Raw genomic sequence first — 22,415 nt, 5'->3', positions numbered from 1 at the left:
TCCTGACTCTTATAAGTCAGGCGTTGTTTGACGCATCGGCGTCGCGTGATACAGATTGCCACTGCAATTGCCGCGCACAAATACCCGCCTCGACAATAGCGTGGTAAATCGGGCGTAAAGTAACGCGTACAGAATCATGAGCAGCGCCCGACGCATTGGCTGGGCCGCCACCGTGAAACGGTTCTATATTGGAAGTAGAGTCGGTAAAGAGAATGTCGTGCAGACCGTCCAGAATATCGGACGGTGCCCGCCAAATTACCGGGGAAGAAAGAGTCGACGGCACACCGTTGGCAACGCAGGCCTGAGCGTGAACGTAGGGATCGCCACTGATGTGGTAAGCATGCAGACCGATCTGCCTTGAGCAGTCGGTGACGCCGATTAACGTCGGGCGAGACATGAAGCACCCCGGTATTATTGGTGTTATGGGTTTGAATCGAGCTTAGCCTTGTTCATTTTTTTACACAACACCCCCGTAAAAAATACAACACGGCCCGCTCAAGCCCGCGGCCGCCAAAGCGCTCAAAGGCATAAAAACGCCCCAAAGTGCCTCAAAAAAGCCCTACGAGCGCTTTTTTAGGGCAAAAAAGGCCTCGCTTGACTTCGGCATGCCGTTCGGGTTGACTGGAATCCGAAGAGATCAATGATTGATATTTTTAACAACAAAGGTGTTGCATCATGTCGGTACCCCCGCGTGCCGTTCAGCTTAACGAAGCGAACGCGTTCCTTAAGGAACATCCTGAGGTTCTGTACGTTGACCTTCTGATTGCGGATATGAATGGTGTGGTGCGCGGCAAGCGCATTGAACGCACCAGCCTCCACAAGGTTTACGAGAAAGGCATCAACCTGCCGGCCTCTCTATTTGCTCTGGATATCAATGGCTCGACGGTGGAAAGCACCGGCCTGGGCCTGGACATCGGCGATGCTGACCGAATCTGCTATCCAATCCCTGACACCCTGTGCAACGAGCCTTGGCAGAAGCGCCCTACCGCGCAACTGTTAATGACCATGCACGAACTCGAAGGTGAACCTTTCTTCGCGGATCCCCGTGAAGTCTTGCGTCAAGTTGTTACCAAGTTCGATGAGATGGGCCTGACTATCTGCGCCGCGTTCGAACTGGAGTTCTACCTGATCGACCAGGAGAACGTAAACGGTCGCCCACAACCACCGCGCTCGCCGATCTCCGGCAAACGCCCGCACTCGACACAGGTTTACCTGATCGACGACCTCGACGAATACGTCGACTGCCTCCAGGACATTCTGGAAGGTGCGAAAGAGCAAGGCATCCCTGCCGACGCGATCGTCAAGGAAAGTGCCCCGGCGCAGTTCGAAGTGAACCTGCACCACGTGGCCGACCCGATCAAGGCCTGCGACTACGCGGTCCTGCTCAAGCGTCTGATCAAGAACATCGCCTACGACCATGAGATGGACACCACCTTCATGGCCAAGCCTTACCCGGGCCAGGCGGGCAACGGTCTGCACGTCCACATCTCGATTCTTGATAAAGATGGCAAAAACATTTTTGCCAGCGAGGATCCCGAGCAGAACGCCGCACTGCGTCACGCGATCGGCGGTGTGCTCGAGACCCTACCGGCGCAGATGGCTTTCCTCTGCCCGAACGTTAACTCCTACCGTCGTTTCGGCGCACAGTTCTACGTGCCGAACTCGCCGTGCTGGGGCCTGGACAACCGCACCGTGGCGATTCGCGTACCGACCGGCTCGTCCGATGCCGTGCGTATCGAACACCGCGTTGCCGGCGCCGATGCCCACCCGTACCTGCTGATGGCTTCGGTCCTGGCAGGCGGGCACCACGGCCTGACCAACAAGATCGAGCCTGGCGCACCCGTGGAAGGCAACAGCTACGAGCAGAACGAGCAAAGCCTGCCGAACAACCTGCGCGATGCACTGCGCGAGCTGGACGACAGCGAAGTCATGGCCAAGTACATCGATCCGAAATACATCGATATCTTCGTGGCCTGTAAGGAAAGCGAGCTGGAGGAGTTCGAACACTCCATCTCCGACCTTGAGTACAACTGGTACTTGCATACCGTGTAAGCGGTTGCAGTAAAACGAGAACGCCGCAGGCTGATAAGGCTTGCGGCGTTTTTTTATGGCCGCCTGCGGCGGATCGCAGGCAAGCCCGCTCCCACAAGGATTGTTGTCGACCACAAATTTTGTGTTCACAGACGATACCTGTGGGAGCGGGCTGCCCGCGATGGCGTCCTGGCAGACAACACACAACCCGCCTCGTACAATGCCCGCTGCCCCGCAGGAGACTTCAATGACCCGACTCGCCACCCCACGCAAACCCCGCGCACGCAGCCAGGCCCGGATCGATTCGATACTCGATGCCGCCCGCACGCTGCTGGCTGCCGAAGGTGTGGCCAGCCTGTCGATCTACAGCGTCGCCGAGCGCGCGGAGATCCCGCCCTCCTCCGTCTACCACTTCTTCGCCAGCGTCCCGGCCCTGCTCGAAGCCCTGACTGCCGACGTCCACGCAGCGTTTCGCGCCTGCCTGCAAGCGCCGATCAACCACGAAGCCCTCAGCGGCTGGCGTGATCTGTCGCGCCTGGTCGAACAACGCATGCTCGACATCTACGACGAAGACGCCGCCGCCCGCCAATTGATTCTTGCCCAGCACGGCCTCACCGAAGTGACCCAGGCCGACCGCCAGCACGACATCGAGCTCGGCGACCTGATGCACAAACTCTTCGACCACCACTTCGAACTGCCGAGGCTGCCGACCGATGTCGATGTGTTTGCCCTGGCCATGGAACTGGGTGACCGCGTGTACGCCCGTTCAGTGCAACAACACGGGCAGATCACCCCGCGCATGGCCGAAGAAGGCATGCGGGTGTTCGATGCGTATTTGGGGTTGTACTTACCAACCTATTTACCCAAGCGGAATCTCTAGCGAGCTCACTGCCCTCATCGCGGGCAAGCCCGCTCCCACAAGGATCTCCAGTGCACACAGATTTTATGAGCAACAGATAAACCTGTGGGAGCGGGCTTGCCCGCGATGGCTACACCGCTGAGTTCAAGCCATGCACAAAAAAAACCCCGAAGGGTTCACACCCTTCGGGGTTGTTGTTTGCGCACGCGCTTACAACTTGGCGATCGACACCTCGGTGGATTTCACGAAGGCGATCACTTCGCTGCCGACCACCAGTTCCAGCTCTTTCACCGAGCGAGTGGTGATCACCGACGTCACGATGCCGGAAGCGGTCTGCACGTCGATTTCCGAAAGCACGTCGCCGAGAACGATTTCCTTGATCGAGCCTTTGAACTGGTTGCGCACGTTGATGGCTTTAATCGTCATGGTGTTGATTCCTGTCGTTGATACAAGCTTGAGTTATTGAGCCCAGCGCAGTTGCGTGGGCAATGGTGAAACGGGTTCCGGTTCCGGCGGTTGGCCGGGCAGCGCCAGCACGCGGTTGAGGACTTCGGTTTCCAGCGCCGCCAGCCGATGAGAGCCACGGACCCGAGGGCGCGGCAGTTCCACCAGCAGGTCGAGGCCGACTTCGCCCTCTTCGATGAGGATCACCCGATCGGCAATCGCCACCGCCTCACTGACGTCGTGGGTCACCAGCAATACGGTGAAGCCGTGCTTCTGCCAGAGCCGTTCGATCAGTTGCTGCATCTCGATTCGGGTCAGGGCATCCAGCGCGCCCAGCGGCTCGTCCAGCAGCAGCAAGCGCGGTTGGTGGATCAGCGCGCGGGCCAGGGCCACACGTTGCTTCTGCCCACCGGACAAGGCCGCAGGCCACTCGTTGGCGCGATCCGCCAGGCCGACCGCTTCCAAGGCTTCCAGCGCTTGCGCACGCCAATTGCCCTTGAGCCCGAGGCCGACGTTGTCGATGACCTTTTTCCACGGCAGCAGACGCGCTTCCTGGAACATCAGCCGGGTGTCTTCCCGTGCATCGCTGAGCGGCGCAGAGCCAGCGAGCAATTCACCGCCCGTGGGTTTGTCGAGGCCGGCGAGCAAACGCAGCAAGGTGCTTTTGCCGCAACCGCTGCGACCGACCACCGCGACAAACTGACCTGCTGGAATGTGCAGATCGATCTCGCGCAGCACTTGTCGCGACCCAAAGCTTTTTTGCAGCTTGCGCACCGCCAGCGGAATACCGCGCAGCAGGCGTGGAGGTTGTTGAGCAGTCATGCGGCACCTCCTTTAACAACCTGATAGGCCGGATGCCAGCGCAGCCACACGCGTTCCAGTCCACGGGCCGCGAGGTCGGCCAGTTTGCCGAGCACCGCGTACAACAAAATCGCCAGCACCACCACGTCAGTCTGCAAGAACTCCCGGGCATTCATCGCCAGGTAACCAATGCCGGAACTGGCGGAAATGGTTTCCGCGACGATCAGCGTCAGCCACAGGAAGCCCGGGGCGAAACGCACCCCGACCAGGAGGGAAGGCACCGCCCCTGGCAGAACCACTTGCCAGAACAGGAAGAAGCCGGACAAGCCATAACTGCGGGACATTTCCACCAGCGCCGGGTCGACGTTGCGGATGCCGTGATAGGTGTTGAGGTAGATCGGGAACAAGGTGCCCAGCGCTACCAGAAAAATCTTCGCCGACTCATCGATGCCGAACCACAGGATCACCAGCGGAATCAGCGCCAGGTGCGGCACGTTGCGGATCATCTGCACCGAACTGTCGAGCAGGCGTTCGCCCCATTTCGACAGGCCGGTGATGAAGCCCAATGTCAGGCCGATGCCGCCGCCGATGGCAAAGCCCAGCGCAGCACGCCAGCCGCTGATCGCCAAGTGCGTCCAGATTTCGCCGCTGCGCACCAGGCTCACGCCGGCTTCGATGACCGCAATGGGTGCCGGCAGAATCCGCGTCGACAACCAGCCCGCCGACACCGACAACTGCCACACCGCCAACAGCAACACCGGCAACGCCCAGGGTGCGAGGTTGTGGATGATTTTCTTCATGGCGCGCCTCAGCTCTGCGACGCGGCTTTGGGGAGGATGTCGTTGGCGACCATCTCACCAAACGGGCTGACGTAACCGGCGCTTTTCGGCAGCTCGGGACGTTCGATGTCCAGGTGCGGGAAGAGCAATTCGGCGACGCGGTACGACTCTTCCAGGTGTGGATAACCAGAGAAGATGAACGTGTCGATGCCCAAGTCCGCGTATTCCTTCACGCGGGCCGCCACGGTCGGACCGTCGCCCACCAGCGCCGTGCCGGCACCGCCGCGCACCAGGCCAACGCCGGCCCACAGGTTGGGGCTGACTTCGAGGTTGTCGCGGCTGCCACCGTGCAGCGCGGCCATGCGTTGCTGGCCGACGGAATCGAAGCGTGCCAACGAGGCTTGAGCACGAGCGATGGTGTCGTCATCCAGATGCGAGATCAGGCGATCCGCCGCTTGCCACGCTTCTTCATTGGTTTCACGGACGATCACGTGCAGGCGAATACCGAAGCGCACAGTACGGCCAAGCTTCGCCGCTTTGGCACGCACCTGTTCGATTTTCTCTGCGACAGCAGCCGGTGGTTCGCCCCAGGTCAGGACCATTTCCACCTGCTCGGCTGCCAGATCCTGCGCCGCTTCCGAAGAGCCGCCGAAGTACAGCGGCGGGCGCGGGTGCTGGATCGGTGGATAGAGCAACTTGGCACCCTTCACGCTGATGTGCTGACCGTCGTAATCAACGGTTTCGCCTTCCAGCACACGACGCCAGATGCGGGTGAATTCCACCGAGGCCTGATAGCGCTCTTCGTGGGTCAGGAACAAACCGTCGCCAGCCAATTCTTCCGGATCACCGCCGGTTACCAGGTTGAACAGCGCACGACCGCCGGACAAGCGATCCAGCGTTGCAGCCTGACGCGCGGCCACCGTCGGGGAAATGATCCCGGGGCGCAGGGCGACGAGGAATTTCAAACGCTGGGTCACCGGGATCAGCGATGCCGCCACCAGCCACGAATCTTCGCAGGAGCGACCGGTGGGAATCAGCACCCCGCCGAAACCCAGACGATCCGCCGCTTGCGCGACTTGTTGCAGGTAACCGTGGTCGACGGCGCGAGCGCCTTCGGCGGTGCCAAGGTAATGGCCGTCGCCGTGAGTAGGCAGGAACCAGAAGATATTGAGGCTCATGGAGTGGTCTCCTTAGGGAATCGAATTACGGTGCTTTGGCAACGGCCGCCGGTGGCGTCCAGATCACGTCTTTGATGCTCAACGGCTTCGGAATCAGCTTGAGCTGGTAGAAGCTGTCGGCGATTTTCTGTTGCGCGGCGACCACTTCAGGCGTCAGGAACAGCGCGCCGTAGCCCTGGCGTTTCACCGAGGTCAGGGTGATGTCCGCCGGCAGGCCGAGCAGTGGCGAGACTTGTTTGGTCACGTCTTCCGGGTTGGCTTTGGACCACTCACCGACCGCGCGCACTTCTTCCACGAGGGTCTTGATCACCTCGGGATTTTTCTGCGCATACGGCTTGGTCGCCAGGTAGAACTGATGGTTGTCGACGATGCCTTGGCCATCACGCAGGGTGCGTGCTTGCAGCTGCTGTTCTGCGGCGGCCTGGTACGGGTCCCAAATGACCCAGGCATCAACGCTGCCACGTTCGAACGCGGCGCGGGCATCGGCCGGCGGCAGGAAGACGGTCTGGATGTCGGTGTATTTGAGGCCGGCGTCTTCAAGGGCGCGGACCAGCAGGTAGTGAACGTTGGAGCCTTTGTTCAGGACGACTTTCTTGCCTTTGAGCTCGGCCACCGATTTGATCGGCGAGTCCTTCGGCACCAGGATCGCTTCGCTGTGTGGCGCGGGCGGTTCGTAGGCGACGTAGAGCAGATCGGCGCCGGCCGCTTGAGCGAACACCGGAGGGGTTTCGCCGGTAACGCCGAAGTCGATCGAGCCGACGTTCAGGCCTTCAAGCAGTTGCGGGCCACCGGGGAATTCAGTCCATTGCACGTCCACGCCTTGGGCGGCGAGGCGTTTTTCCAACGTGCCTTTAGCCTTGAGCAGCACCAGGGTGCCGTACTTTTGATAACCGATCCGAAGTGTCTCGGCTTGAGCTTGAGTAATGGCGCCGAAGGTGACAGCCGCAACAAACAGAGCGACCAGACCACGACGCAAAATGACAGGGCGCATGGCGCTCTCCTTTTTGCTGTTGGGTTTTGGCTGCACCTGCTTGGCCGTTAGCGGCTGAGTAAGGTGAGTGGATCAAATTCAGATGTGACTTGAGTGCTGGCTTAAATGCTCCAGCGAGCACTCAACAAACGTTCGTTCAACAGGTTCGGGTCGATCGGCTTGGGGCGTCGGGCCATGGCGCTGAAAAACAGCTCCAGCGATTCACTCAGCCGCTGTTCCAGCTCGGGTGCCAACTGCGCCTGGGCACTGCCTTCGCCGTAAGCGATCTGGCTGTCCACGGCGAAAATCCCGTGGAGCATTTCCTGGGCTTTCAACGCCGACAACACAGGCTTGAGCGCGTAATCCACCGCCAGCATGTGGGCGATGCTGCCGCCGGTTGCCATTGGCAAAACCACTTTGTGCGCCAGGGCGCGTTCGGGCAGCAGATCGAGCACGGTCTTCAGGGCGCCGGAGAACGATGCCTTGTACACCGGAGTAGCGATCAACAAGCCATCGGCGTTTTCAATCTGTTGCAGCAGGTCAATCACCTTCGGACTGTCGAAGCGTGCATGCAGCAAGTCTTCGGCCGGGAAGTCCCGTACCTGGTAACTCACCACTTCCACACCTTGCTCCTGCAACCAGCGTTGCGAGCGGTCCAGCAGCACCCCGGAACGGGAGCGTTGGCTCGGACTGCCACCGAGTGAGACGACCAGCATTCAGATGATTCCTTGGGCGGTATTGGCGATTCGCGGTTTGCGGTCTCGCTTGGGTGGAATGACCTTAACAGGTGATTGTTATATCCATAAATCATATTTATTCATTTGGTTATTCCTTGTAGAACTATGCAGTTCCATTTCCTCCAGGCAAAAAAACAGGCCGTATACACGGCCTGAAATCCCCTGCTTTGTGGACGACAAAAACTATTCACTGGCCGTTCTGCCGCAATCGCGGGCAAGCCCGCTCCCACAGTGGATAGGGGTGATCACAGAGGTATGGCAAACCACAAAACCCTGTGGGAGCGGGCTTGCCCGCGATTGCGATTTCAGCCACACCGCAAAATTCGAAGGATTACCTGTTCGGCTGCGGTGTCAGGCGCAGGTACGGTTTCACCGCGCGATAACCCTTGGGAAAGCGCTTCTTGATTTCGTCTTCGTCCTTGAGCGACGGCACGATCACCACTTCATCACCGTCCTGCCAGTTGGCCGGGGTGGCCACTTTGTAGTTGTCGGTGAGTTGCAGCGAGTCGATCACCCGCAGGATTTCATTGAAGTTGCGGCCGGTGCTCGCCGGGTAGGTGATGGTCAGGCGCACCTTTTTGTTCGGGTCGATCACGAACAACGAACGCACGGTCAAGGTGTCGTTGGCGTTGGGGTGGATCAGGTCGTAAAGGTCCGAGACCTTACGGTCCGCATCAGCCAGGATCGGGAAGTTGACGACGGTGTTCTGTGTTTCGTTGATGTCCCCGATCCACTTGTGATGCGAATCCACCGGGTCAACAGACAGGGCGATGGCCTTGACTCCTCGCTGGGCAAACTCATCTTTCAATTTGGCGGTGAAGCCGAGTTCGGTGGTGCACACCGGTGTGAAATCCGCCGGGTGGGAAAACAGCACGCCCCAGCTATCGCCCAGCCACTCGTGGAAATTGATAGTGCCGGCGCTGGAATCCTGTTCGAAGTCGGGGGCGATATCGCCCAGTCTGAGGCTCATGGTGCTGCTCCTGATGAGTGCGGTTTGAGCTCAACTGTGCCTGTGTTTCTTATCTATTAAAAAGAATAAATATTGATTTGGTTAGATCGTAAACGAATATTAAAAATCTGTTCACTGGACGTGCATGCGCATCCCGCCGAACATCGCCAGCAAGGTTCGAGAAGGCCTTGAGTTGCTGCATTAAAGAGGGGAATTTCAGGCCGGGTTTACGGGGGTGATCCCGGTTTGAAAACGCAAAAGCCCCGCCAGGCGAGATGCCGGGCGGGGCTTTTTTGTCTCGGTTACAAGAGCGCTATTACAACAGCGGGATCGAGTAGCTGACGATCAGGCGGTTTTCGTCCTGGGAGCGAGTGCTCGGCAGGTCAGTACGCCAGGTAGCGTTTTTCCACATGACGCCAAGGTTTTTCAACGCGCCGGACTGGACGACGTAACCCACAGTCAGGTCGCGTTCCCACTCGGAAGCGCCGTCAGCCAACTCTGCACCGCGAGCGTTAACGGTGTCTATATTGTCGCCACGCAGGTAAACCACACCCGCCGTCAGGCCGGGTACGCCGACCTTGGCGAAGTCATACGAGTAGCGTGCCTGCCAGGTGCGCTCGCCGGCACGGGCGAACTTCTGGATTTGCGAGTCGGTAATGATGTAAGCCGACGAGCCGTCACCCTGGTTCAGCCAAGGGAAATCGCTGCTGCCGTTACTGACCTGATAACCGCCACCGAAGGTGTGACCGGCAACGGAGTACAGGAACAGACCGCTGTACAAGTTGTTGTCGACCTTGCCTTTACCGCTAGCCACCGCGTTGTAGTTGCCGGTGCTGTAGTAGAGCGGATCGTGACCGTTGGCGCCGTCGTCAGAGCTGTTGAAGTAGCGCAAGTCCGACTTCAACACACCCGGGCCGATTGCCCAGTTGTGCACCAGACCCAGGAAGTGTTGCTTGTAGAAGTCTTCCAGGTTGCCGTAGTAGTACTGGGCAGTCAGGTCCTTGGTGATTTTGTAGTCACCACCCCCGTAAATGAACTTGTTGCTGTCACGGCCAGCAGCCGTGCGACCGTTGGCACCCGAAATCGACAGCTCTTCGTTGTTGCTGGAGTTACGACCCTTGGCGTGCTCGATCTGACCGCCGACCAACGTCAGGTCTTTGATGTCATTCGTGGTGATCTGGCCACCCTGGAAGGTTTGCGGCAGCAGACGACCATCGTTGGTCACGATGACCGGCAGTTTCGGCTGCAGAGTGCCCAGTTTCAGCTCGGTCTGGGAGATCTTGGCCTTGGCCGTCAAACCCAGGCTGGAGAAGTTATCAACCGCTTCGCCGTTGGACTTGCTTGGGAAAACAGTACCGCCGTACGAGTTGTTGGAGGCACCGTTAGTACCGCCACCCGAATCCAGACGCACGCCCAACAGGCCGATCGCATCAATACCGAAGCCAACAGTGCCTTGGGTGTAACCGGAAATGAAGCGCAGGTCGAAGCCTTGGCCCCACTCTTCGTTTTTGTTCGGGCCAGTACCGTCTCGGTAGTCGGTGTTGATGTAGAAGTTACGCAGCCCCAAGGTGGCCTTGCTGTCTTCGATGAAACCTGCGGCGCTTGCCTGCTGCGCCACAACCCCTAAGGCCACAGCCATGGCCAAGGTGGACTTGTTCATTTGTTTCGCTCCTATCGTTTCTAGTTCCTGGTCCTGGGTCGAATGCCCGGATCCTGAGATGCGCGCTTTAGCGCCAAGCCGTCTAACCCGGTCATCTGGTCGCTAAAGGATACCTGTTCATAAAGCCAAAAAGAATTGTTGCAATATTTTTCATACCATTAAGGAATAAAGCTCCGCATGGGGACAGAAGGTATCGGCGCGTAAACCAATTCCTGAACCTGTTTGAAAATCGGGAGCGGTATTGCCAAGACTCAAAGGTGCTGCGGCGCTCACTTTAGGCCCACAGAAACAAATCTAAAAAGAATAAAAAATCATCATGTGCAATGTTTATGGAATATAAAAATAGGGGCGAAAAAAAGCCTCGCCAGTGGGCGAGGCTTTCTGCGCAACTGATTACATGAAGCTATAGGTGTAGTTGAAGATCAGACGGGTCTGGTCCTGGTCGGCGATGTTGATTTCGCTGCCACGGTAGGTGCCATGACGCAACGTCGCACCGAAACCTTTGAGAGCGCCCTGTTGAATGGTGTAGTCCACTCGCAAGTCGCGTTCCCACTCGGACATATCGCTGCCGGTGCCGTTCGCAGCTTTGATGTTATCGCCATGCAGGTAAGCAACCGATGCTTTCAAGCCTGGAACACCCAGTGTGGCGAAGTCGTAGCTGTACTGACCGAACGTGGTGTTTTCACCGGCACGGACGAAACCGTTAACCATGGCGTCGGTGAACAGATAGAAACTCGTGCCGCCGGCCCCTTCGTTGCGACCATTGCCATCGACAACGCTGCCCTGGTTCAGATAAACGAAACCACCGTCATCGTTGACACGCTGATGGCCAACCAGGAAGGCGTTGCCGCCCAGGGTGTAGGTGAACATCGCGCTCCAGGTCTTGTTATCGACCTCGCCCGGGTTCTTGGCGAAACCACCGTTGTTATTGAACTGATAGCCAGCATCGCCGTTCTTGCCGTCGGAGCTGCTATCGAAATAACGAATGTCGGTCTTGAAGGACTGGTTGGTGCTGATCGGCAAGACGTGAATCAGACCGAAGAAGTTCTGTTTGTAGTAGTCCTTCAGGTTCGAGTGGTAGTACTGCAGGGTGAGGTCTTTGGTGACCTTCCAGTCAGCACCGGCGTAACGGAACTGGTTGCTGTCCTGAGTACCGCCATTCACTGCCATACCGGTGGTGTTCGACGAAGCGCGACCCGCGGCGTGTTCGAGCTGGCCGACGTTAAGGGTCACGTTGTCGATTTCTTTGGAGGAGATCGTGCCGCCTTCAAAGGTCTGTGGCAGCAGACGGCTGTCGTTCGCTACCAGAATCGGCATGTTTGGCTGCAGAGCGCCACCGTAGTGGGCTTCGGTCTTGGAGAAGCGCGCCTTGACGTTACCCGCCACGCGGCTCCACTCATCCACTGCCGAACCATCGGTGTCGCTTGGGAAGAACGTGTTGTTGTCCGGGTGGTGACCCTTGCCGCCATCCAGATGGATGCCGACCAGCGCCTGCGCATCGATACCAAAACCAACGGTGCCTTGGGTGAAGCCGGACAGATAATCGAACTTGAGGCCTTCAGCGGTCTCTTTCTGATCGGCGCCGCCATCACGGTTATCGTTGTTGTAATACATGGTGCGGGAACTGACGGAAGCCTTGCTGTCTTCGATGAAACCCGCGGCGCCTGCCTGCTGCGCCAAAACCCCAACAGCCACGGCCAGCGCCAAGGTGGACTTGTTCATTGTTTCGCTCCTCTCGTTTCTAATTCTTGTGTTCCTGGCTCGAGATCAGGTGCCTCGAATCCTAAGATGCGCGATTAGCGCCAGACCGTGACCCACAAGTCAATCGTAACTATGTGTGTCTACGACCATAGTCTAATCCCCGGTTTTTTGGTCCTTGCGGGTTCATGAATTCGTCATAAACCCAAAAAGAATTGGTCAATTCTTTTTTTCATACCTTTTAGGAATACAGCTCACCCCACTCGACGCCCGGAATAGAGCGATCGACTCATAAGCTAATTCCTAAAGGGTATTTTTTAGCTGTTTTTTAGATCGAATAGCTTTGACGCAATTCGGAAACATTACCCCTCCCGAGAGGCGCCGCCATGTCGACCAAACGCGCACTATCCAGCCCAATTGTTACAGTTTGTGTGTCGCTTTCAATTTCGTTCTCCGCTCATGCAGCGAACCTCACCGTCGGCAATCGATAAACCGGAAGATCTGATCGGCAAGACCATCGCCAGCCCTGGGGGAAATTCGCAAGACCGGCAAGACCTTGACCGACGCGGCGCAGGTCGGCCAATGGGGTGCGCCGACCTTCGAAGTCTGGGTGGTGCGCAAGGATTACGCCGAGAAGCACCCGGAGGACGTGGCGAAATTCGCCAAGGTCACGCTGGACTCATTCGCCGACTATGCCGCGCATAAAGACAGCTGGACCGCTGACTCGGTGCCGGTGCAGAAAATCGCCAAACTGACCGGTGCCAACCAAGGCGATTGGCGAGGCGGCGAAGTTCTTGAAGGAACAGGGAAAGGTTGAACCGGTACTGCCGGTTTATTCGCCGTATGTCAGTGCAAATAGCACACCGATCTCCTGTCGGAGCGAGGCTTGCCCGCGAAGGCGTCATCATGGACAACAGATAAATCGAGTCGTCTGCTTCGCGGGCAAGCCTCGCTCCTACCGGGATTGGGGTCGCCGATTCAGAGGGTTTTTTCGAAGATCTTCGAATTGCGCTGATAGTTGTACAGCGACGCCCGAGCCGATGGCAGACGCTCGACGCTGCTCGGCACGAAACCACGCTCACGGAACCAGTGGGCCGTGCGGGTGGTGAGTACGAACAAGGTTTTCAACCCCTGTGCCCGCGCGCGGGTTTCGATGCGCTCCAGCAACTCATCCCCGCGACCACCATGGCGGTACTCCGGGTTCACCGCCAGACACGCCAACTCCCCGGCATCCGAATCGGCAATCTGGTACAGCGCCGCGCACGCGATGATCATGCCTTCGCGCTCGACCACGCTGAACTGCTCGATCTCACGCTCCAGCACTTCGCGGGAACGACGCACCAGAATCCCCTGCTCTTCCAACGGGCTGATCAGGTCCAGCAAACCACCGACGTCCTCGATGGCCGCCTCGCGCACCACTTCGAATTGCTCCTGGGCCACCAGCGTACCGCCACCGTCACGGGTGAACAGTTCGGTCAGCAGCGCACCGTCTTCGACATAACTGACGATATGACTGCGGGCGACCCCACCGCGACAGGCTTCAGCGGCCGCATCCAGCAGCTCGCCCTGATAATTGCTGCCCAAACGCTGCAAATGCGCGGGCACCTGTTGTGGACGCAACTCGCGAACCAGACGACCGTTTTCGTCGATCAGACCAAGGTCGGCGCCGAACAGCAGCAGTTTGTCCGCGGCCAGATCGATGGCCGCGCGGGTGGCGACGTCTTCGCACGCGAGGTTGAAAATCTCACCGGTCGGCGAGTAACCCAACGGCGACAGCAACACGATCGAGCGCTCGTCCAGCAGACGATTGATGCCCTTGCGGTCGACCCGGCGCACTTCGCCGGTGTGGTGATAGTCGACGCCTTCGAGCACGCCGATCGGCCGTGCGGTCACCAGATTGCCGCTCGCCACCCGCAGGCGCGAGCCCTGCATTGGCGACGAGGCCATGTCCATCGACAACCGCGCTTCGATGGCAATGCGCAGTTGGCCGACCGCGTCGATCACACATTCCAGCGTCGCGGCATCGGTGATGCGCATGCCGTGATGGTAATGCGGGGTCAGGCCGCGAGCCGCCAGGCGGGTTTCAATTTGCGGACGGGAACCGTGCACCAGCACCAATCGCACACCCAGGCTGTGCAGCAGCACCAGGTCGTGGACGATGTTGCCGAAATTCGGGTGCTCCACACCGTCGCCGGGGAGCATGACGACGAAGGTGCAATCGCGGTGGGCGTTGATGTAAGGCGAAGCGTGACGAAGCCAATTAACGTATTCGGGCATGAACCTGGGCCTGTAATAAATAGCAGCCAAAAAATGGGCGAACAGAAAATGCACAGCGGGCTGATGGTTATCGTCGGAACAGGCTTGGCGACACGCGCGCTCTCCTCATGAATACGGGTTAAGACACCGGCAATTTAAACGCGATCCCTGTAGGAGCGAGCTTGCTCGCGAAAAACGTGAGGGCACCGCGTTCATCCGGGCAGCCCTCGTTATCGTTAACGTCCTTCGCGAGCAAGCTCGCTCCTACCTCCTACAACACCGGGGTCAAGCAGTAATGTTCAATCAACTGACGTAATAGATGCACCGTAGGCTGCAAACGTGACATTTCGAGGTATTCCCCCGGTTGGTGTGCGCAGGCGATGTCGCCCGGGCCGAGCACCAGTGTTTCGCAGCCAAGACGCTGAAGATAAGGCGCTTCCGTGCCGAACGCCACTGCTTCGGCCCGATGGCCGGTGAGCTTTTCCGCGATCCGGACCAATTCGGCATCCTCGGCCTGCTCGAAGGGCGGCACTTCGGGGAACAGCGGCGCGTAATCGATCTTCACCTGATGCCGTTCGGCAACCGGCTTGAGCCGTTGCAGAATTTCCGCGCGCAGGGCTTTAGGGTCCATGCCCGGCAATGGCCGCAGGTCGAACTCCAGCGAGCATTGGCCGCAGATGCGGTTGGGGTTGTCACCGCCGTGGATGCAGCCGAAGTTCATGGTCGGCGTCGGCACGCCAAACTGCATGTTGCGAAATTCACGCTGCCACAGCAGACGCAGGCCCCGCAGTTCGCCGATGGCATCGTGCATGGCTTCGAGGGCGCTGTGGCCCAGGCGCGGGTCAGAGGAATGGCCGCTCTGCCCGAGAATATCGATGCGCTCCATCATGATGCCTTTGTGCATCCGGATCGGTTTGAGCCCGGTCGGCTCGCCGATCACCGCTGCGCGACCCAATGGACGTCCGGCGGCGGCCAAGGCGCGGGCACCGGACATCGAGCTTTCTTCATCGCAGGTGGCGAGGATCAGCAGCGGTTGCTTGAACGGTTGGTCGAGCAAGGGTATGACGGCTTCGATGGCCAGGGCGAAAAAACCCTTCATGTCGCAACTGCCGAGGCCGATCCAGCGGCCATCGACTTCGGTCAACTTCAGCGGATCGGTCTGCCACAGCGCGCCATCGAACGGCACGGTGTCGCTGTGTCCGGCCAGCACCAGGCCGCCGGGACCAGAACCGAAACTCGCCAGCAGGTTGAATTTGCCGGGGCTGACCTGCTGAATGTCGCAGGCAAAACCCAGGTCACCGAGCCACGTTGCCAGCAGGTCGATCACCGGACGATTGGATTGATCGAGGCTGGGTTGGGTACAACTGACGGACGGTGCGGCGATCAGCGCAGCGAACTGATCTTTCATGGACGGCAAAGGCATCGCTGACTCCAACTCCCGGATTGAAGTCCATCATAGAACCATCTGGCGACAGGAATAAACCGTTGCGGTTCGTCGCCAAGCGTCAACAGACCCTATCTCGAATGAGTCCTGTACACTGCACGACCTTGGCAGCCACACATTCCCCCGGCTGCGCTCCCGATCCTGGATTTTCCGGCCATGCAGAAAGAAACCGAAATCAAACTCCGCGTCAGCCGCGAAACCCTCGCCGCCCTGCGCGAACACCCGCTCCTGAAAAAACGCAACAAAAGTGGCTGGGAACGCCGTGAGTTGATGAACCAGTACTTCGACACGCCTGAGCGCGACCTGGCCCGCGCCAAGGTTGCCCTGCGCCTGCGCCGCGATGGCGAAGAAGTGATTCAGACCCTCAAGACTCGCGGCCATAGTGTCGCCGGTCTGTCCGAGCGTAACGAGTACGACTGGAACCTGCCCAAAGCCAAGCTCGACGTAAAGAAACTCGACGGCGAATGCTGGCCTGAAGAGCTGGCCGAGCTGGACAAGAAAACCCTGAAGCCGATCTTCACCACCGATTTCATCCGCGAACGCGCGGAAATCGCTTGGGGCCGTGGCAAGACCAAAGTGGTCATCGAAGCCGCGCTGGACCTGGGCCACGTCATCGTCGGCAAACAGAAAGAAGAAATCTGCGAGCTGGAACTGGAACTGCGCGAAGGCGAACCGGCCGCGTTGCTGGAGCTGGCCGCCGAGTTGGCCGCAACCCTGGCCCTGATGCCGTGCGACATCAGCAAGGCCGAGCGCGGTTATCGCCTGTACGACGCCAACAGCTACTCGTTGAGCCTGCCAGCGCCACAAATCACCGCCGAAATGCCGCTGGACGACGCCTTCGCCGCCCTGAGCTGGCACTTGCTGGGCAGCAGCCAGCGTCTGGCCGAGCAGTATCGTTTCAATGGTCACTGGCGCCTATTGCAGGACTGGGTCGAAAACCTCGCTGAACTGCGCGCATTGCTCAGCAGCCTGGGCCAGGCCGCACCGCGTCAGTCGACTCACGATCTGCGCGTTGCACTGGATGCCTTGCTGGAAGACTGGCGCCCGCTGGTACAAGCCGGCATCGACGACGAAGACGTGCGCAAAGCCGCGCCGGAGCAGTTTCTCGAAGAACTCGAAGACCCGCGCTGGGGCCTGTTCTCCCTGAACACCTCGCGCTGGTTGCTGGCCCGCACCTGGGCTGCCGATCGCAACGTTCGTGGCAATCGCCAGGGCGCCGCGCAATTGGGCAGCTGGTTGCCGCGCCTGCTGGGCGAGGAAGCCACGTCCCTGCAATTGCAGCGTTACCAGCAACAGCCGGAAGACCTCGCCGAGCAACTGCCGCGCATCGAGCGCATCCAGGCCTGGATGCACCATGCGCGTAACGTGCTGGACATTCCGGAAATGGATCGCCTGTACGGTGAGCTGAACAAACTGGCGCAACTGGCTAACGAGCCGATCACCGACGAATCGCTGGATGCGCGTAAGCAGCAGGCGATTGCGGTGTATCAGAACCGTGCCTGGAAAATGCTGCTGCGCATGTAAGACCGCCTTCGCGGGCAAGCCCGCTCCCACAGGACCGTCGGCGAACACAAAATATGTGTACAACGATAAAACCTGTGGGAGCGGGCTTGCCCGCGAAGAGGCCCGCCCATCCACCACAAAACCTCAGACCGGCAAACTCGTCGTCGACTTGATCTCCGACAACGCCACAATCGAATTGACCTCCTGAATCCCCGGCACCATCGACAGCTTCTCAAAGAAGAAGCGCTCATACGCCTCGATGTCCGCCGTCACAATCCTCAGCAAGAAATCCACCGACCCCATCAACACATAACACTCCAGCACTTCGGGAAAACCGCGAATCGCCTCGGTGAACTCGGTGAAGTTCGAACGGCCGTGCGCGTTGAGTTTGATCTCGGCAAAAATTTGCGTGTTCAGGCCTATTTTCTTGCGGTCGAGCAACGTTACCTGCCCGCGAATGATCCCCTCCTCCTTCATCCGCTGTATCCGCCGCCAGCACGGCGATTGCGAGAGCCCCACCTGGTCAGCAATCTGCGCACTGGAGAGCGAAGCGTCCTCTTGCAGCAACGCCAGAATCTTGCGGTCGTAGCCGTCCAGCTCGCTGTGCATAAAAAAACCTGTGATTTATAGCTTCATGAATTGCGCAATTCGATAAATCGCCCATAACGCCAATCATAGATAAGAAATGCCTCGCCCCGAATGTAAAAATTCCTCCAGTGATTTTGGAGACCCGACCATGCCGCATCTAGAAGCCGTGAACACCCCGCCCGCCCGCGCCGATGTCTGGAACATCAGCAACGGCCACTGCCGCGTTCACTACCAACTGCTGGCCGAGGCCGAACCGGATGTGCTGTGCCGGGCGCTGAACCTGTTCGCCATGCAATTCCTGACGCCGCAACAGGTCAACGTGCAGCGCATGGATGATTTGCTGTCGGTAGACATCGTCATCGACGGATTGACCTGGCATCGCGCCCAGGTCATCGCGGAAAAATTGCGTAACCTGATCAGCGTCTGTTCGGTAGAGCTGCAAGCCGCCGATTCTGCGTGGGATGAGCCGGTTCAGGCGGCAGGCTGAAAGAACTCGAAACGGCTTCGTCGGGTAGTGGCCCAACGATCAGCGGGTCCGCGACTATCCTTTGCGGACTGTTGTTCATGAGGAGCCCGCATGTCCGTTCAACTTGCCATTCAGGACCGCTGGCTGGATCTCAATGATTTGCTGCGTGAACTGGTCGCCCAAGGCTTTATCAGCCAGGACTCGGCCGAACACGCGCTGAATGCCCGACGCCGTCACGCCGCCAATGGCCAGATGCACCCGCTGGAGTTCATCGCCAGCCAGCAGCTGGACGACCTCAGCCGCCCCGGCAAACACCTCGACCTGGAAAGCCTGACCCTGTGGCTGTCGCAGCAGGCCGGCCAACCTTACTTGCGCATCGACCCGCTGAAAATCAACGTCGCGGCCATTACCCCATTGATGTCCTACGCCTTCGCCCAGCGCCACAAAATTCTCGCGGTCGCCATCGATCGCGACGCGGTGACCGTGGCCAGCGCCCAGCCGTACGTCAACGGTTGGGAAGCCGACCTGACCCACGTCCTGAAACTGCCGATCAAGCGCGTGGTGGCCAACCCGATCGACATCCAGCGCTTCAGTGTGGAGTTTTTTCGCCTGGCCAAATCGGTCAGCGGCGCGACCAACGCCGATCAGCAGATGAACACCCTGGGCAACTTCGAACAGTTGCTCAACCTCGGCGCCAGCGACCAGGAGCCCGACGCCAACGACGCACACATCGTCAACATCGTCGATTGGTTGTTCCAGTACGCGTTCCAGCAGCGCGCCAGCGACATCCACATCGAACCCCGACGCGAGCAAGGCACCGTGCGCTTTCGCATCGACGGCGTGCTGCACAACGTCTATCAATTCCCGCCGCAGGTGACCATGGCCATCGTCAGTCGCCTGAAAAGCCTGGGGCGAATGAACGTCGCGGAAAAGCGCAAACCCCAGGACGGCCGGGTAAAAACCAAGACCCCGGACGGTGGCGAAGTCGAACTGCGCCTGTCGACATTGCCGACCGCCTTCGGCGAAAAAATGGTCATGCGGATTTTCGACCCGGAAGTGCTGCTCAAGAATTTCGATCAGTTGGGCTTCTCCGCCGAAGACCTGCGTCGCTGGCAGGACATGACGAGCCAGCCCAACGGCATCATCCTGGTCACCGGGCCGACCGGTTCCGGTAAAACCACCACGCTGTACACCACGCTGAAAAAACTGGCGACGCCCGAGGTCAACCTCTGCACCATCGAAGACCCGATCGAAATGGTCGAGCCGGCGTTCAACCAGATGCAGGTCCAGCACAACATCGACCTGACCTTCGCCGCCGGTGTGCGCGCGCTGATGCGGCAGGATCCGGATATCATCATGATCGGCGAGATCCGCGACCTCGAAACAGCCGAAATGGCGATTCAGGCCGCGCTCACCGGCCACCTGGTGTTGTCGACGCTGCACACCAACGATGCGCCCAGCGCGATCAGCCGCCTGCTGGAACTCGGCGTGCCGCATTACCTGATCAAAGCCACGGTGCTTGGCGTCATGGCCCAGCGTCTGGTCCGCACCTTGTGCCCGCACTGCAAGGCGCCGTTGACGCTGGGCGAAGAAGACTGGCAAACCTTGACCCGGCCCTGGCAGGCACCGTTGCCGAGCAATGCACAACGCGCCATCGGTTGCCTGGAATGCCGCGACACCGGCTATCGCGGCCGCGCCGGGGTGTACGAAATCATGCAACTGACTGACGGCGTCAAGGCGCTGATCAATCCCGACACCGACTTGCTGGCGATCCGGCGCCAGGCGTTCAAGGAAGGCATGCGCAGTTTGCGGCTGTCGGGGGCGCAGAAAGTCGCAGCGGGGTTGACCACGATCGAGGAGGTGCTGCGGGTGACGCCGCAGAGCGAGCAGAAATAGCGCCTTGTAGCAGCTGGCGAAGCCTGCGTTCGGTTCGGGCCGCGATCGGACGAAGCAGTCGTGAAATCAGACAACGCGGAGTATCAGGAAAACCGCAAGTTCAGGTTTTACGACTGCTTCGCAGCCGAACGCAGCCTCGCAAGCTCGACAGCTGCTACAGAGCCGAACGCAGTCTTCGCCAGCTGCGATAAATTGCGTATCGCTTAACTGACTGGCATTTACCTATTGTGTCTCCTGATGATGCGAGGGCCGACTATCGGTACTTATCCCCGACCCGCGCCGCTACACTTCTGCGATCGCCATTTCATTTGATCAACAGGGAATCGTTATGCAGATCGGCAGCGTGCTTTTACTTTTTGTCGGCCTCGTGGTCGCCATTCTGTTCATGGGTTTCAAAGTCGTGCCGCAGGGTTACCAATGGACGGTCGAGCGTTTCGGCCGTTATACCAACACCCTCAAGCCAGGCCTGAACATCATCATCCCGGTGATGGACCGCATCGGTCGCAAGATCAACGTGATGGAAAGCGTGCTGGACATTCCGCCGCAGGAAGTCATCACCGCCGACAACGCTACGATGCAGATCGATGCGGTGTGCTTCTTCCAGGTGGTCAACACCGCTCAGGCCGCCTACGAGGTGAACAACCTCGAACACGCGATTCGCAACCTGCTGCAAACCAACATCCGCACCGTGCTCGGCTCCATGGAGCTCGACGCGATGCTCAGCCAGCGCGACGGGATCAACGAAAAACTGCTGCGTACCGTCGACGAAGCCACGGCGCCGTGGGGCATCAAGATCACCCGGATCGAGATCAAGGACATCAGTCCGCCGGCTGACCTGATGGCGGCAATGTCCGGGCAGATGAAGGCCGAGCGGATCAAACGCGCGCAAATCCTCGAAGCCGAAGGCCTGCGAGCGGCTGCCATCCTGACCGCAGAAGGCAAGAAGCAGGCGCAGATCCTTGAGGCCGAAGGCGGTCGGCAGGCCGCATTCCTCGAAGCCGAAGCCCGTGAACGTCAGGCCGAAGCTGAAGCCCAGGCGACCAAAGTGGTGTCCGAAGCCATCGCTGGCGGCAACGTGCAGGCGGTCAACTACTTCGTCGCGCAGAAGTACATCGATGCGCTGGGCAAACTGGCCTCGGCCAACAACAGCAAAGTGATCCTGATGCCGCTCGAAGCCAGTTCGATGATCGGTGCAGTCGGCGGCATCGGCGAAATCGTCAAGGCCACGTTCGATAACAAGAAAGCCTGAGGCACGCTATGTGGGCATTTCTGCAGCATCTTTCCTTCTGGGACTGGCTGGCACTGGGCACGGTGCTGCTGATTCTCGAAGTATTCGGCGCCGGCGGTTATCTGCTGTGGATCGGCATGGCCGCCGCCGCTGTTGGCGTGCTGACCTTTGTCGCGCCGGACCTGTCCTGGGAATTGCAGTTCCTGCTGTTCGGCCTGCTCTCGATCGCCACGGCGCTGTATTGGTGGCGACGCCAACGCAGCGCCGTGCGTGAGAGCGATCAGCCGAACCTCAACCTGCGAGGTCAGGAACTGATCGGTAAAACCTTCGTGGTGCATGAAGCCATTGTCGATGGCCGCGGCAAGATAAAAGTCGCCGATGGCGTGTGGATGGCCCGAGGCCCGGATGCTGCACCGGGTAGCCGGGTTCGTGTGGTCGGGCAGCAAGGGGCGATTTTGCTGGTAGAACCGGCTGAATAAGCCGCTATGGAACTCGACTGGGTGATTGGCAATCCAACGCCGTAGATAACCCAGTGGAGTCACCCATCATGCGTCTCAAACTTGCTGTCGCTACCCTCGCCCTGTTGTCCCTGCCAGTCGGTTCGGCGATGGCCGATAGCTTTTGGCGTAACGTCATCTCTTCCGGTGCAACCACCGGTTCGACCTACCTGACCTTCAAGGATCACAAACTGATCGTTGCTGCTCAGGACGATGCCGGCAGCTTCGTCGCCAGCGACGGCGGCATCCGCGGTCCGTACCTGGAAGCCGCGATGCAGAAAGTCCGCGCCGACAACCCGGGCCTGCAGGCGACGGACATGGAATTGGCGAATGCGATCCTGGCGAAGAATGCCGTCGCTTCCGAATAAGACTTACCGCTAAACAAAATGCCGCTCACATGAGCGGCATTTTTTTGCCCGACACACACGCCC

21 protein-coding genes and 1 pseudogene are annotated in these 22,415 nt (G+C 59.2%); 9 read left to right on the top strand and 13 right to left on the bottom strand.

Annotated features, from left to right (window positions below):
• Positions 1 to 16: 16 nt before the first annotated feature.
• Positions 17 to 397 carry a glutamine amidotransferase gene (locus AEQ67_RS34415; RefSeq protein WP_082377990.1) on the bottom strand — a complete coding sequence of 127 codons (381 nt, stop codon included), beginning with the start codon at positions 395 to 397 and terminating at the stop codon, positions 17 to 19.
• A 278-nt stretch (positions 398 to 675) separates the two neighbouring features.
• Between AEQ67_RS34415 and AEQ67_RS29390 the strand changes: the two genes are divergently transcribed.
• Positions 676 to 2,052 (top strand): glutamine synthetase family protein, encoded by a 1,377-nt coding sequence (locus tag AEQ67_RS29390; RefSeq protein ID WP_059407266.1) that lies wholly within the window; start codon positions 676 to 678, stop codon positions 2,050 to 2,052.
• Between the two features lie 226 nt (positions 2,053 to 2,278).
• Positions 2,279 to 2,911 (top strand): TetR/AcrR family transcriptional regulator, encoded by a 633-nt coding sequence (locus AEQ67_RS29385; RefSeq protein WP_059407265.1) that lies wholly within the window; start codon positions 2,279 to 2,281, stop codon positions 2,909 to 2,911.
• A gap of 189 nt (positions 2,912 to 3,100) precedes the next feature.
• Here the strand turns inward: AEQ67_RS29385 and AEQ67_RS29380 are convergent, their stop codons facing one another.
• The 9 genes from AEQ67_RS29380 to AEQ67_RS29340 form a co-directional block, all read right to left on the bottom strand.
• Complete coding sequence (locus AEQ67_RS29380) at positions 3,101 to 3,316, bottom strand: TOBE domain-containing protein (protein WP_003229256.1); 216 nt, start codon at positions 3,314 to 3,316, stop codon at positions 3,101 to 3,103.
• A 33-nt stretch (positions 3,317 to 3,349) separates the two neighbouring features.
• Positions 3,350 to 4,156 (bottom strand): aliphatic sulfonates ABC transporter ATP-binding protein, encoded by an 807-nt coding sequence (gene ssuB / locus AEQ67_RS29375; protein WP_059407264.1) that lies wholly within the window; start codon positions 4,154 to 4,156, stop codon positions 3,350 to 3,352.
• The gene (ssuC, locus tag AEQ67_RS29370; RefSeq protein ID WP_059407263.1) at positions 4,153 to 4,935 is read right to left on the bottom strand and encodes an aliphatic sulfonate ABC transporter permease SsuC; all 783 of its coding nucleotides are present in this window, start codon (positions 4,933 to 4,935) and stop codon (positions 4,153 to 4,155) included. The genes ssuB and ssuC overlap by 4 nt, the downstream gene beginning before the upstream one ends.
• A gap of 8 nt (positions 4,936 to 4,943) precedes the next feature.
• Positions 4,944 to 6,092 (bottom strand): FMNH2-dependent alkanesulfonate monooxygenase, encoded by a 1,149-nt coding sequence (ssuD, locus tag AEQ67_RS29365; RefSeq protein WP_059407262.1) that lies wholly within the window; start codon positions 6,090 to 6,092, stop codon positions 4,944 to 4,946.
• 25 nt (positions 6,093 to 6,117) lie between these two features.
• Entirely contained in the window at positions 6,118 to 7,083 is a 966-nt protein-coding gene (locus AEQ67_RS29360) for a sulfonate ABC transporter substrate-binding protein (RefSeq protein ID WP_059407261.1), read from the bottom strand.
• Between the two features lie 101 nt (positions 7,084 to 7,184).
• Positions 7,185 to 7,778, bottom strand: coding sequence for an NADPH-dependent FMN reductase (gene ssuE / locus AEQ67_RS29355; protein WP_059407260.1), 594 nt, complete (start codon positions 7,776 to 7,778; stop codon positions 7,185 to 7,187).
• A gap of 352 nt (positions 7,779 to 8,130) precedes the next feature.
• Positions 8,131 to 8,769, bottom strand: coding sequence for a peroxiredoxin (locus AEQ67_RS29350; protein WP_059407259.1), 639 nt, complete (start codon positions 8,767 to 8,769; stop codon positions 8,131 to 8,133).
• A 295-nt stretch (positions 8,770 to 9,064) separates the two neighbouring features.
• Positions 9,065 to 10,408 (bottom strand): OprD family porin, encoded by a 1,344-nt coding sequence (locus AEQ67_RS29345; RefSeq protein ID WP_059407258.1) that lies wholly within the window; start codon positions 10,406 to 10,408, stop codon positions 9,065 to 9,067.
• A 393-nt stretch (positions 10,409 to 10,801) separates the two neighbouring features.
• Entirely contained in the window at positions 10,802 to 12,130 is a 1,329-nt protein-coding gene (locus AEQ67_RS29340) for an OprD family porin (RefSeq protein WP_059407257.1), read from the bottom strand.
• A gap of 493 nt (positions 12,131 to 12,623) precedes the next feature.
• Here AEQ67_RS29340 and tauA point away from each other — a divergent pair.
• Positions 12,624 to 12,960, top strand: a pseudogene (gene tauA / locus AEQ67_RS34410) (taurine ABC transporter substrate-binding protein); the annotation flags it as partial.
• A gap of 124 nt (positions 12,961 to 13,084) precedes the next feature.
• On the opposite strand, the gene argA reads toward tauA, so the two are convergent.
• Complete coding sequence (argA, locus tag AEQ67_RS29330; RefSeq protein WP_059407255.1) at positions 13,085 to 14,383, bottom strand: amino-acid N-acetyltransferase; 1,299 nt, start codon at positions 14,381 to 14,383, stop codon at positions 13,085 to 13,087.
• A 250-nt stretch (positions 14,384 to 14,633) separates the two neighbouring features.
• Positions 14,634 to 15,785, bottom strand: a complete 1,152-nt coding sequence (argE, locus tag AEQ67_RS29325) for an acetylornithine deacetylase (protein ID WP_059407254.1) — start codon at positions 15,783 to 15,785, stop codon at positions 14,634 to 14,636.
• Positions 15,786 to 15,962: 177 nt separating this feature from the next.
• Between argE and AEQ67_RS29320 the strand changes: the two genes are divergently transcribed.
• A complete protein-coding gene (locus AEQ67_RS29320) occupies positions 15,963 to 17,330 on the top strand; it encodes a CYTH domain-containing protein (RefSeq protein ID WP_059407253.1) in 1,368 nt (455 codons plus the stop codon).
• A gap of 123 nt (positions 17,331 to 17,453) precedes the next feature.
• On the opposite strand, the gene AEQ67_RS29315 is transcribed toward AEQ67_RS29320, so the two are convergent.
• Positions 17,454 to 17,918 carry an Lrp/AsnC family transcriptional regulator gene (locus AEQ67_RS29315; protein ID WP_059407252.1) on the bottom strand — a complete coding sequence of 155 codons (465 nt, stop codon included), beginning with the start codon at positions 17,916 to 17,918 and terminating at the stop codon, positions 17,454 to 17,456.
• A gap of 127 nt (positions 17,919 to 18,045) precedes the next feature.
• Between AEQ67_RS29315 and AEQ67_RS29310 the strand changes: the two genes are divergently transcribed.
• The 5 genes from AEQ67_RS29310 to AEQ67_RS29290 all read left to right on the top strand — a co-directional run bounded on the left by AEQ67_RS29310 (position 18,046) and on the right by AEQ67_RS29290 (position 22,352).
• Entirely contained in the window at positions 18,046 to 18,384 is a 339-nt protein-coding gene (locus AEQ67_RS29310; RefSeq protein ID WP_059407251.1) for a hypothetical protein, read from the top strand.
• 90 nt (positions 18,385 to 18,474) lie between these two features.
• Positions 18,475 to 20,259, top strand: a complete 1,785-nt coding sequence (locus AEQ67_RS29305; protein ID WP_059407250.1) for a GspE/PulE family protein — start codon at positions 18,475 to 18,477, stop codon at positions 20,257 to 20,259.
• A gap of 328 nt (positions 20,260 to 20,587) precedes the next feature.
• Positions 20,588 to 21,508, top strand: a complete 921-nt coding sequence (locus AEQ67_RS29300; RefSeq protein ID WP_059407249.1) for an SPFH domain-containing protein — start codon at positions 20,588 to 20,590, stop codon at positions 21,506 to 21,508.
• A gap of 8 nt (positions 21,509 to 21,516) precedes the next feature.
• Entirely contained in the window at positions 21,517 to 21,966 is a 450-nt protein-coding gene (locus AEQ67_RS29295; RefSeq protein WP_059407248.1) for an NfeD family protein, read from the top strand.
• Positions 21,967 to 22,031: 65 nt separating this feature from the next.
• Positions 22,032 to 22,352 (top strand): DUF2388 domain-containing protein, encoded by a 321-nt coding sequence (locus AEQ67_RS29290; protein WP_169843014.1) that lies wholly within the window; start codon positions 22,032 to 22,034, stop codon positions 22,350 to 22,352.
• Positions 22,353 to 22,415: the final 63 nt, after the last annotated feature.

The organism is Pseudomonas sp. RIT-PI-q (assembly GCF_001297125.1).
In the GTDB taxonomy this organism is placed as follows: Bacteria; Pseudomonadota; Gammaproteobacteria; order Pseudomonadales; family Pseudomonadaceae; genus Aquipseudomonas.
Note: the sequence above shows the minus strand (reverse complement) of the source record. Positions and strands in the feature narration are given on the sequence as shown.